The 11,337-nt window shown below is 63.5% G+C and carries 11 protein-coding genes, 1 tRNA gene and 1 pseudogene; 11 read left to right on the top strand and 2 right to left on the bottom strand.

What is annotated here, in order from left to right:
- Window positions 1-109: 109 nt before the first annotated feature.
- The 4 genes and pseudogenes from HV711_RS25880 to HV711_RS25865 all read left to right on the top strand — a co-directional run.
- Window positions 110-358, top strand: a pseudogene (locus HV711_RS25880) (PTS sugar transporter subunit IIA); the annotation flags it as partial.
- 139 nt (window positions 359-497) lie between these two features.
- Window positions 498-1,466 (top strand): HPr(Ser) kinase/phosphatase, encoded by a 969-nt coding sequence (gene hprK, locus HV711_RS25875; protein WP_006048029.1) that lies wholly within the window; start codon window positions 498-500, stop codon window positions 1,464-1,466.
- Between the two features lie 103 nt (window positions 1,467-1,569).
- Complete coding sequence (gene rapZ, locus HV711_RS25870) at window positions 1,570-2,463, top strand: RNase adapter RapZ (RefSeq protein ID WP_013337957.1); 894 nt, start codon at window positions 1,570-1,572, stop codon at window positions 2,461-2,463.
- A gap of 39 nt (window positions 2,464-2,502) precedes the next feature.
- Entirely contained in the window at window positions 2,503-3,138 is a 636-nt protein-coding gene (locus tag HV711_RS25865) for an LON peptidase substrate-binding domain-containing protein (protein ID WP_013587045.1), read from the top strand.
- A gap of 30 nt (window positions 3,139-3,168) precedes the next feature.
- Here HV711_RS25865 and mutY read toward each other — a convergent pair whose 3' ends face one another.
- A complete protein-coding gene (mutY, locus tag HV711_RS25860; protein ID WP_175145322.1) occupies window positions 3,169-4,320 on the bottom strand; it encodes an A/G-specific adenine glycosylase in 1,152 nt (383 codons plus the stop codon).
- A 7-nt stretch (window positions 4,321-4,327) separates the two neighbouring features.
- Window positions 4,328-5,158 (bottom strand): bifunctional DNA-formamidopyrimidine glycosylase/DNA-(apurinic or apyrimidinic site) lyase, encoded by an 831-nt coding sequence (gene mutM, locus HV711_RS25855; RefSeq protein ID WP_035480593.1) that lies wholly within the window; start codon window positions 5,156-5,158, stop codon window positions 4,328-4,330.
- A gap of 87 nt (window positions 5,159-5,245) precedes the next feature.
- On the opposite strand from mutM, the gene HV711_RS25850 reads away from it, so the two are divergent.
- From HV711_RS25850 to pth, 7 genes are all read left to right on the top strand, one after another.
- On the top strand, window positions 5,246-7,087 hold the full coding sequence (locus HV711_RS25850) for a tetratricopeptide repeat protein (RefSeq protein WP_035480595.1): 1,842 nt from the start codon (window positions 5,246-5,248) through the stop codon (window positions 7,085-7,087).
- Window positions 7,087-7,719 (top strand): lipoprotein insertase outer membrane protein LolB, encoded by a 633-nt coding sequence (gene lolB, locus HV711_RS25845; RefSeq protein ID WP_028361624.1) that lies wholly within the window; start codon window positions 7,087-7,089, stop codon window positions 7,717-7,719. Before HV711_RS25850 ends, lolB begins: the two co-directional genes overlap by 1 nt.
- A gap of 64 nt (window positions 7,720-7,783) precedes the next feature.
- On the top strand, window positions 7,784-8,665 hold the full coding sequence (gene ispE / locus HV711_RS25840) for a 4-(cytidine 5'-diphospho)-2-C-methyl-D-erythritol kinase (RefSeq protein ID WP_028361623.1): 882 nt from the start codon (window positions 7,784-7,786) through the stop codon (window positions 8,663-8,665).
- Window positions 8,666-8,717: 52 nt separating this feature from the next.
- Window positions 8,718-8,794 (top strand) — tRNA-Gln (locus HV711_RS25835).
- 46 nt (window positions 8,795-8,840) lie between these two features.
- Window positions 8,841-9,797, top strand: coding sequence for a ribose-phosphate pyrophosphokinase (locus HV711_RS25830; protein WP_006048037.1), 957 nt, complete (start codon window positions 8,841-8,843; stop codon window positions 9,795-9,797).
- Between the two features lie 163 nt (window positions 9,798-9,960).
- A complete protein-coding gene (locus tag HV711_RS25825; RefSeq protein ID WP_013587039.1) occupies window positions 9,961-10,578 on the top strand; it encodes a 50S ribosomal protein L25/general stress protein Ctc in 618 nt (205 codons plus the stop codon).
- Window positions 10,579-10,728: 150 nt separating this feature from the next.
- Complete coding sequence (gene pth, locus HV711_RS25820; RefSeq protein ID WP_013337949.1) at window positions 10,729-11,331, top strand: aminoacyl-tRNA hydrolase; 603 nt, start codon at window positions 10,729-10,731, stop codon at window positions 11,329-11,331.
- The last annotated feature ends 6 nt before the right edge of the window (window positions 11,332-11,337 follow it).

Below are 11,337 nucleotides of genomic sequence, written 5' to 3'. Positions count from 1 at the left end.
GCCGCCCTGAAGCGTTCGCCCTCGAAATCCAACATTGACCATGATCGCAAGGTCGCATAATCTATGCCGCACCCGCCGTCCCAACCTTCAACTGTCTGTGGGACATTGCCTCAAAGGACTCAAGCAGCCGCTCGCCGCCTTTGTCCGGCTGGCCGAACCCATTCCCTTCGAATCGCCCGACGGCCAGCCGGTCTCGCTGCTCATCTTCCTGCTGGTGCCCGAACAGGCCACGCAGCAGCACCTCGAAATCCTTTCGGAAATCGCGCAACTGCTGTCCGATCGCGACGCACGCGAGCGCCTGCATACGGAACAAGACCGCGAATCATTGCATCGCCTGCTCACTCAGTGGCAACCTTGATGCAGCGGCGGTCATCCGCACGCCGCCTATCCGCACGCACAACCGTCCGCGTGCGGGTACAGCCAGGCTCGGCTCACGGCCCGCGTTAGCACGGCCGGCGCCGCGCCCGGCAAGCGGCCAACACTGGAGTCACTGACTCATGGATACGTCCAGCATCAACGCCCAAAGCATTTTCGACGATAACGCCGCCACGCTGAAACTGAGCTGGCTGACAGGGCATGAAGGCTGGGAGCGCGGCTTTTCTTCGGAATCGGTCGCGAACGCCACGTCGAGCGCCGACCTCGTCGGTCACCTGAACCTGATCCACCCGAACCGGATCCAGGTGCTCGGCGACGCCGAAATCGACTACTACAAACGCCAGACCGACGAAGACCGCTCGCGCCACATGGCCGAGCTGATCGCACTGGAACCGCCGTTCCTCGTGGTGGCGGGTGGAGTCGCCGCGCCGCCCGAACTGGTACTGCGCTGCACGCGCTCGTCCACGCCGCTTTTCACCACGCCGATGTCCGCGGCCGCGGTGATCGACAGCCTGCGGCTTTACATGTCGCGCATTCTCGCGCCGCGCGCCACGCTGCACGGCGTATTCATGGACATCCTCGGCATGGGCGTGCTGCTCACCGGCGACTCCGGCCTCGGCAAGAGCGAGCTTGGCCTCGAGCTGATCAGCCGCGGCCACGGCCTTGTCGCCGACGACGCCGTGGACTTTGTGCGCCTCGGCCCGGACTTCGTCGAAGGGCGCTGCCCGCCGCTTCTGCAGAATCTGCTCGAAGTGCGCGGCCTCGGCCTGCTCGACATCAAGACGATTTTCGGTGAAACCGCCGTGCGGCGGAAAATGAAACTGAAGCTGATCGTGCAACTGGTGCGCCGTCCTGACGGCGAATTCCAGCGGCTGCCGCTGGAGAGCCAAACCGTCGACGTGCTGGGCCTGCCCATCAGCAAGGTCACCATCCAGGTGGCGGCCGGCCGAAACCTCGCGGTGCTCGTCGAAGCGGCCGTGCGCAACACGATCCTGCAATTGCGCGGCATCGACACCTTGCGCGATTTCATGGACCGTCAGCGTCTCGCCATGCAAGATCCGGATAGCCAGTTTCCCGGCAAATTGATCTGAGCCGGGGCTTCGCGCGGCGCTCGCAGCCTTCGCCCGCGGGCGGCCGCGGATAACGCGCGCAAGGCTCAGATGCTATGATGAAACGGACCGATTTCACGATTCCATGCGCATAATCCTCATCACCGGCATATCCGGCTCCGGCAAGTCCGTCGCGCTCAACGCGCTGGAAGACGCGGGCTATTACTGCGTCGACAATCTGCCGCCGCGCTTTTTGCCCGAACTCGCGTCCTATCTTGCCGAAGACGGACACGACCGCCTCGCGGTCGCGATCGACGCCCGTTCGAGCGCATCGCTCGACGACATGCCGGCCATGATCCGCGACCTGTCGCGCGCGCATGACGTGCGGGTGCTGTTCCTCAACGCGAGTACGCAGTCGCTGATTCAGCGCTTTTCGGAGACGCGCCGCCGTCATCCGCTCTCGGGTTCCACCGCGCATGATGCGGATGTGGGGCTGCTCACTTCGCTCGCCGAGGCAATCGAACGGGAGCGTGAGCTCGTCGCGGGCCTCGCGGAGTTCGGCCATCAGATCGACACCAGCAATCTGCGCGCAAACGTGCTGCGCCAATGGGTCAAGCGCTTTATCGAACAGGAGCATGCCGGTCTCGTGCTGATGTTCGAGTCGTTCGGATTCAAACGCGGTGTGCCGCTCGACGCCGACTTCGTATTCGACGTGCGCACGCTGCCGAACCCGTACTACGATCATGAATTGCGCCCACTCACGGGCCTCGATAAACCGGTGATCGATTTCCTCGACGCCCTGCCGGTCGTGCATGAAATGATCGACGACATTCAGAAGTTTCTCGCCAAATGGCTCCCGCATTTCCGCGACGACAATCGTAGTTATCTGACAGTCGCAATTGGTTGCACGGGCGGCCAGCACCGCTCGGTGTTCATTGCGGAGACGCTCGCCGCGCGTCTTGCCAATGCAGCGAATGTGATCGTGCGGCACCGCGATGCACCGGTCGAAGCCGGCGCATCATCGAAGTTAGTGGCTTAACCGGCCGCATCGCGCGGCCTCAACTCGAAGCGTTGCGCCATGTCCTCTACTTCTACTGTGCTCGCCGATGTGCCGCTGTTCCCGCTACACACGGTTCTGTTTCCCGACGGCATTCTGCCGCTCAAGATTTTCGAAGCGCGCTACCTGGACATGGCGCGCGACTGCCTGCGCGAAAAGACGCCGTTCGGCGTCTGCCTGCTGAAAAGCGGCGCGGAGGTCGCACGGGAAAACGAGCCTTCGGTGCCCGAATCAATCGGCTGTCTCGCCGAAATCGACCAATGCGACGTCGAGACCTTCGGCATGCTGCTGATTCGCGCGCGCGGCACGCGCCGCTTCCGGCTGCTGTCGCACCGCGTGGAAAGCAGTGGCTTGCTGGTCGGCATGGCCGAGCCGCTCGGAGAAGATGAACCGCTCGAAGGCAATCAGCAGTTGGCCAAATTCGGCGCATGCGCGGAAGTGCTGGAGCGGATCATCGCGACCATTCGCGAGCGCGATCCCGACAGCCTGCCGTTTGCCGAGCCGTTCAGGCTCGAAGACCCGTCGTGGGTGTCGAACCGGCTCGCCGAAGTGCTGCCGATCGCGCTGCGCGCGCGTCAGAAGCTGCTCGAAATGATGGACGCGGGCGCGCGCATCGAGGTGGTTCATCGCTACATGCAGCAACATCAGCTGCTGTAGGCTGCGCGCGACGCCCTCACGCGCGATTCGTCAGATCAGCGAACCTTGCAGGCTGTCCAGCAATTTGCGCACGGGCGCCGGCACACCGAACGAATCGAGATCGCTGAGCGCAACCCACGCGGTGTCCGCATCGCCAAGCGCGGCGAGCGCGCCGACACCGCGATCCAGTTCCGCGAGCCGCGGCTCGATATCCAGCTTGAAATGCGTGAATACATGCGTGAGCGGCGCGAGCGGCGAAAGCTGGGAAACGCCGCCGCCATCGCCGCCGAACTCGCGCGCGCGGGCGGCGAGCGAGGCTTCGTCGGCGGCTTCAGGCAGGCTCCACAGGCCGCCCCAGATTCCCGACGGCGGACGCTTCTCCAGCATCACCGCGTTGCCGTCGCGCAGCACGAGCATCCACGTGCGGCGCGTCGGCACGGCTTTCTTCGGGCGCGCCGCCGGCAGTTCGCGCTGACGCCCCGTCACGTTGGCGACGCAGTCGGCGGCAAACGGACAACGCAGGCAGTCCGGCTTGCCGCGCACGCACAAGGTGGCGCCGAGATCCATCAGGCCTTGCGTGTATGCGCTGACGTCGTCGTCCGATGCGTTCGACGGCAGCAGCGATTCCGCCAGCGTCCACATGGCATTCTCGACCTTCTTCTCGCCGGGAAAACCTTCCACGCCGAACACCCGGGCGAGCACGCGCTTCACGTTGCCGTCGAGAATGGTCGCGCGCGCGCCGAATGCAAACGACGCGATCGCGGCCGCGGTCGACCGGCCGATGCCGGGCAATTCCGCGAGCTCCTCGACCGATGCCGGAAACGCGCCGGCATGCTGCTCGACCACGGCTTGCGCGCAGCGGTGCAGGTTGCGGGCGCGCGTGTAGTAGCCGAGGCCGGCCCATAGCGCCATGACGTCGTCGACAGGCGCGGCGGCCAGCGCGGCAACATCCGGAAAACGCGCGAGAAATTTCGCGTAGTACGGAATGACCGTCGACACCTGCGTCTGCTGCAACATGATTTCCGACAGCCAGATCCGATACGGATCGCGCGTGTTCTGCCAAGGCAGATCATGACGGCCATGCTTGCGCTGCCAGGCGATCAGCCGCACGGAGAAGTCGGACGTTAGCGAGGACGCGGACGAATCGGCCGCGGCGGCGGTCGGCAAAGGCTGCGCAGAGCGTGGACTTAAGCGGGAAGGCATGCGAAATTTAGCGCTGACAGGTAGGACAAAAGTAAGTGGAGCGCTGACCTTGCACGATCTGTCTGACCGGCGTGCCGCACACACGGCAGGGCTGCCCCGCGCGATCATAGACGAAATAGTCCAGCTGAAAATAGCCGCTTTCGCCGTTGCTGCCGACAAAATCGCGCAGCGTGCTGCCGCCCTTTTCGATCGCCGCGGCAAGCGTCACGCGCACGGCGTCGGCCAGCAGCCCATAACGCACGAGCGACACACGGCCGGCCGCGGTAGTCGGCCGGATGCCGGCGCGAAACAGGCTTTCCGACGCATAGATATTTCCCACGCCGACCACGATTTCTCCCGCAAGCAGCGCCTGTTTCACCGACACCTTGCGCCCACGCGTGAGCCGGTGCATGAGCGCACCCGAAAATGCCGGCGAGAACGGCTCGACGCCGAGACCCGCGAGCAGCGGATGCGCGAACACATCGCCGGCTTCGCGCGGATGCCAGAGCACCGCGCCAAAGCGCCGCGGGTCGCGAAAGCGCAAAATGAAGTCGTCAAAAATCCAGTCGACATGGTCGTGCTTCGCCGCGGCCGGCGGATGCGGCACATGACGCAGCACCCGCAGCGTCCCTGTCATGCCAAGATGCACGATGAACCAGCCCGCGTCCGTTTCGAACAGCAGATACTTGCCGCGCCGCTCCACGTTGCGCACCACGCGGCCGCGCAAGGTCTTCGCAAGGTCCGCCGGAATCGGCCAGCGCAGCGCGGGGGTGCGGACATCGACGCGCTCGACCTTGCGGCCGGACACATACGGTTCGATTCCCCGTCGGGTAACCTCAACTTCTGGCAACTCTGGCATGTCTAACTGGTGTGCAACTTGCGTGAGTGGTTGTGCGCGTATTGTAGCGAGCGCGTTACAATCGTCCGAAACATTGAACGGATTTCCATGAACTTGTCCTTCGTGAAGCTGTTTTTGAAGCGCCCGACGTGCGCGTTCCGTGTACCGCGCGCAGTGTCCGTGCGGCGCTCGCTGGGTGTGGCCGCGCTGGCGCTGTGGGCGCTCGCCGCGGTGCCCGCGCACGCGCAGGACCCGGCGCCGGACGCGGACGACACTTCGGTCACGCTGAGCGATCCGCTCGGCCCGCCGTCGGCGGAAGAACAGAAGGCGCTGCCCAACGTACAACTGACGAGCCAGATCGTCTTCCAGGTGCTCGCCGCCGAAGTCGCGCTGCAACGCAACCAGCCGGCGCCTGCTTATCAGACGTATCTTGCGCTCGCGCGCGACACGCACGATCCGCGCATGGCGCAGCGGGCCACGGAAATCGCGCTCGCCGCGCAAAGCCCGTCGGACGCCCTGGCCGCGGCGCAGTTGTGGCAGCAGTATGCGCCGAGCTCGGAGCGCGCCGCCCAGTTGGACGCGTCGTTGCTCGTGCTCTCCGGCAAGCCGGATGACGCTGAGCCGCTGCTTGCGCGTGAACTCGCGAAGATACCCGCGGACAACCGGGGCAATGCGATTCTCGCGCTGCAGTTGCTGCTTTCGCGCGGACCGAACCGGATCGGCGGCCTGCACGTATTGCAGGACATGTTGAAGAACGACATGAACCGGCCGGAAGCGCAGTTGGCCATCGCGCGTCAGCAACTGGTCGCGGACGACGCGCCGGGTGCGCGCAAGTCGCTCGAACAGGCGCTCGCGCTCAAGCCCGATTATTTGCCGGCGGCGCTCATGCTGTCGCAAATGGGCCCGGAGGAGCGCAAGGAAGGCATAGCGTCGCTCGAAAAATACGTGCAGCAGAATCCGAAATCGCACGATGCGCGCCTCGCGCTCGCGCAAATGTATCTGGCGAGCGACCGCCTGGACGACGCGCAAAAGCAGTTCGAGATCATGCACAAGGCGAACGCGAACGACCTGACGCCCCTCATGGCGCTCGCGCTCATCAAGATCCAGCAGAAGAACTTCAACGACGCGCAAACGTACCTCACGCAGTACGCGCAGCAGGCCGAGAAAACGCCGGGCGCGGACCCGGGCCAGGCGTACATCTACCTTGCGCAGTTGTCGCTGGAACAGAAGAACGATGCGGCCGCTGCCGACTGGCTCGACAAAATCTCGCCGGCGAGCCAGCAGTATCTGTCGGCGCAGATTACGCGCGCGCAGTTGCTCGCCAAGCAGGGCAAGCCTGACGACGCGCGGCGCCAGCTTGCCAACCTGCACCCGGCCGATCCGCGCGATCAGGCGCTGGTGGCGCGCACCGACGCGGCGATCCTGTTCGACGCGAAGCGCTATCCGGAAGCCGAATCGCGCCTGCAACAAGCCACAGCGGCGTTTCCTGACGACCCCGATCTGACCTACGACTACGCGATGGCCGCCGAAAAGAACGGCCACTTCGATACCATGGAAGCGCAATTGCGCAAGCTGATCCAGACGCAGCCGGACAATCCGCAGGCGTACAACGCGCTCGGCTATTCGCTGGCCGATCGCAATCAGCGTCTCGCGGAAGCCGACAAGCTGGTCGAGAAGGCGTCGTCGCTCGCGCCGAACGACGCGTTCATCATGGACAGCGTCGGCTGGGTCAAGTACCGCATGGGCGACACGACAGACGCGATCAGGCTGCTGCGCAAGGCCTACACCCTTCAGCCGAACGCCGAAATCGGCGCGCATCTCGGCGAAGTGCTGTGGAAGTCCGGAGACCAGGACCAGGCGCGCGCCGCGTTCCGCGAGGCGCGCAAGCTCGAACCGGACAACGAAACGCTCGTCAAAACGCTGCAACGTCTTCAGGTGAACGATCTTTAATGCGTCTTTTCAGTCTCGATACTTCCTTTCCGGCGCCGCGCCGCGCGGCGCTCGGGCTCGCGGCGGCAGCCGTCGTCGCACTGGCCGGCTGCGCGTCGGTGAAACCGCAAGGGCCGTCCACGTCGAATGCCGCAACCGCGGTGACCGCGCAAACCAGCCGCGCTTACCAGGGCCGTTTCGCCGTCCAGTACAACGACCAGAACGGCCAGCAGCGCAATGCATACGGTAATTTCTCGTGGCAGGAAACGGGCGACACGGTCACTTTGCAGTTGCGCAATCCGCTGGGCCAGACACTTGCCATCGTGACGTCGTCGCCGGCTTCGGCCACGCTCGAGTTGCCGAACCGTCAGCCGCTCACGGCGGACAACGTCTCCACGTTGATGCAGAACGCGCTGGGCTTCGCACTTCCGGTCGAAGGCTTGCGTTACTGGCTGCAGCCGTCGCCCGCGCCCACCTCGCGCGCCAAAACGGAGAAGGACCCGGAGCAGCCGTCGCGTCTTAAGGAAATCAGCCAGGACGGCTGGACGATCGACTATCTCGCCTACGCCGACGCGCCCGCCACCGGTGTGAAGCGCGTCAATCTGTCGCGTTCGGAGCCGCCGCTCGACATCAAGCTCGTGCTGGACCAGTAATCACGCGCCTTCGCGCGCACTTGCCGCTTATTCGGCGCCTGTTTGGCGCATGTAGCCTCGACTCATGATCGAAACCACCCACTCGCTGCGCGATTGCCTCGCGCCAGCGAAACTCAACCTCTTCCTGCACATCACCGGGCGCCGGCCGGACGGTTATCACACGCTGCAAACGGTCTTCCAGTTGCTCGACTGGGGCGACACGCTCCATTTCACGCGGCGCGACGACGGCCTTGTCACGCGCAGCACCGACATCGCCGACGTGCCGCCGGAGCACGATCTGACGGTGCGCGCGGCAAACCTGCTGAAAGCGCATACGGACTCGCCGCAAGGCGTCGAGATCGAAATCGACAAGCGCCTGCCGATGGGTGCGGGCCTCGGCGGCGGCAGTTCCGACGCGGCGACCACGCTGCTCGCGCTGAACCGGCTGTGGAACCTCAATTTGCCGCGCCAGGAACTGCAGGATTTGGCATTGAAGCTCGGCGCCGACGTGCCGTTCTTCGTTTTTGGAAAAAATGCGTTCGCGCAGGGTGTCGGAGAAGCATTAGACGTTGTACAATTGCCGCCGCGTCATTTCCTGGTAGTGACGCCAAGGGTTCATGTTCCGACTGCAGCGATTTTTTCCGAAAAAGCGTTGACAAGAGATTCAAAAGCCCTCACAATTACGGACTTTCCTGCAGAACTTAGCTGCAACACTGAATGGCCAGAGAGCTTCGGCCGTAACGACATGCAGCAGGTTGTCGTAGGGAAGTACGCGGAAGTAGCGCAAGTGCTGCGATGGTTTGAAAATATCGCGCCAGCGCGGATGTCTGGATCCGGTGCAAGTGTCTTTGCAGCGTTCCGTAGCAAAGCTGAGGCAGAAGCGGCTCAAGCCAAACTGCCGGGCGAATGGAACAGCGCAGTGGCCGCGAGTCTAGAGCAGCATCCACTCTTTGCTTTCGCGTCATAGGTTTTGCATCGTCGAACGAAACTCCACGTTCGGCGGAGCTCAAAGTTAGTGTAGGGGAGTCGCCAAGCTGGTTAAGGCACCGGATTTTGATTCCGGCATGCAAAGGTTCGAATCCTTTCTCCCCTGCCAAAAATTCTCGCATTTCCCCTCGCCCCCAGCCTGAAGCAGGTGCACGATGAGCAGCCATGACGGCCTGATGGTTTTTACTGGCAACGCAAATCCCGCGCTTGCACAGGAAGTCGTCAAAATCCTCGGTATTCCCCTCGGCAAAGCAATGGTTAGCCGTTTCTCGGACGGTGAAATCCAGGTCGAGATCCAGGAAAACGTGCGCGGCAAAGACGTGTTCGTGCTGCAGTCCACGTGCGCACCGGCGAACGACAATCTGATGGAACTGATGATCATGGTCGACGCGCTCAAGCGCGCATCCGCCGGCCGGATCACCGCAGCCATCCCCTACTTCGGTTATGCACGCCAGGATCGCCGCCCCCGTTCGGCGCGCGTCGCCATCTCGGCGAAAATCGTGGCGAACATGCTGGAAATCGCCGGCGTCGAGCGGATCATCACCATGGATCTGCACGCCGACCAGATTCAAGGCTTCTTCGACATTCCGGTCGACAACATCTACGCTACGCCCGTGCTGCTCGGCGATCTGCGCAAGCAGAACTACGAGAACCTGCTGGTCGTGTCGCCGGACGTCGGCGGTGTGGTGCGTGCCCGGGCATTGGCGAAGCAGCTGAACTGCGACCTCGCGATCATCGACAAACGCCGCCCCAAGGCGAACGTTGCCGAAGTGATGAACATCATCGGTGAAGTCGAAGGCCGGACCTGCGTGATCATGGACGACATGGTCGACACGGCCGGCACGCTTTGTAAGGCAGCCCAGGTTTTGAAGGAACGTGGCGCGAAACAGGTGTTCGCTTACGCCACCCACCCGGTTCTGTCGGGCGGCGCGGGCGAGCGTATTGCCGCCTCCGCGCTCGACGAACTGGTCGTCACGGACACGATCCCGCTCGGCGAAGAAGCCCGCTCGTGCGCCAAGATCCGTTCGTTGACCAGCGCCGGCCTCCTGGCCGAAACGTTCTCGCGCATCCGTCGCGGCGATTCGGTCATGTCGCTGTTCGCGGAAAGTTAAGTATTTGCGAAGGCGCGGCGGCCGCTTCATGCGGCATGCCGCGCTTTTGCACAATCGGCATGAACGAACGAAGGTTCATGCCGCAGTTCTGGGGCCTCAGCCATAACGGCTTGCGGGCCCCGTTTTTACTGCCTGGTCGCGGGCAGTGCAATGGAGATTCAAAATGAAAGTTGTCGCTTTCGAGCGTTCTTTGCAAGGTACGGGTGCGAGCCGCCGCCTGCGTAACTCGGGCAAGACCCCGGGCATCGTATATGGCGCTGGTGCTGAGACGCAATTGGTCGAACTGGACCACAACGCGCTGTGGCACGCGCTGAAGAAAGAAGTTTTCCACTCGTCGATTCTCGATCTGGAAATCGGCGGCAAGTCGCAACAGGTTCTGCTGCGCGACGTGCAATACCACCCGTTCCGTCAGCTCGTGCTGCACGTGGACTTCCAGCGCGTCGACGCGAAGAAGAAGCTGCACACCAAGGTGCCGCTGCACTTCATGAACCAGGAAACCAACCCGGCAGTGAAGCTGTCGAGCGCGGTGATCTCGCACGTCGTCAACGAACTGGAAATCGAGTGCCTGCCGTCGGCACTGCCGGAATTCATCGAAGTCGACCTGGCCAAGATCGAAGCCGGCCAATCGGTTCACGCGAAGGACATCCCGCTGCCGGCAGGCGTGGCGCTGGTTGCTCACGTCGAAGCTGAAAACCCGGTCGTCGCTTCGGCAACGATCCCGGCTGGCGCCGTGTCGGAAAGCGACGCTGCTGCCGCTGAAGGCGAAACGCCGGCTGCTTGAGCGCCCATCGCGCACTGAGCAAGCAATCCTCTCGATCCGTTTCAATGAGACGGTCGACGTGACCCGCCGAGGTTCGCCCCGGCGGGTTTTTTTTCGGTTTTTTTTGGCTCGGCCGCGTTCGGCTTCCGGGCCTGATGGACCCACGCAATCATGATCAAGCTGATCGTCGGGCTCGGCAATCCGGGCGCCGAATACACCGCGACGCGCCACAACGCAGGCTTCTGGCTGGTCGATCAACTGGCGCGCGAGGCCGGCACCACGCTGCGCGACGAGCGGCGCTTTCACGGCTTTTACGCGAAGGCGCGGCTTCACGGCGAGGAAGTGCACCTGCTCGAGCCGCAGACTTACATGAATCGCTCGGGTCAGTCGGTGGTCGCGCTGGCGCAGTTCTTCAAGATTCTTCCCGACGAGATTCTCGTCGCGCACGACGAACTCGACATGCCGCCCGGAAGCGTGAAGCTCAAGCTCGGCGGCGGAAGCGGCGGCCATAATGGTTTGAAGGACATCACCGCGCATTTGTCCTCGCAGCAATACTGGCGGCTGCGCATCGGCATCGGCCATCCGCGCGATCTGATTCCCGAAAGCGCGCGCGCGGGCGCGAAGCCGGACGTCGCCAACTACGTGTTGAAACCGCCGCGGCGCGAAGAGCAGGACGTGATCGACGCGTCCATCGAGCGGGCGCTCGCCGTCATGCCGCAGATCATCAAAGGCGAGCTTGAGCGCGCGATGATGCAACTGCATCGCAATTCGTAGTCCGTG

This window comes from Paraburkholderia phenoliruptrix (genome assembly GCF_902859825.1).
In the GTDB taxonomy this organism is placed as follows: domain Bacteria; phylum Pseudomonadota; class Gammaproteobacteria; order Burkholderiales; family Burkholderiaceae; genus Paraburkholderia; species Paraburkholderia phenoliruptrix.
The sequence above is the reverse complement of the archived record's forward strand: the minus strand, read 5'-3'. Positions and strand labels throughout refer to the sequence as shown.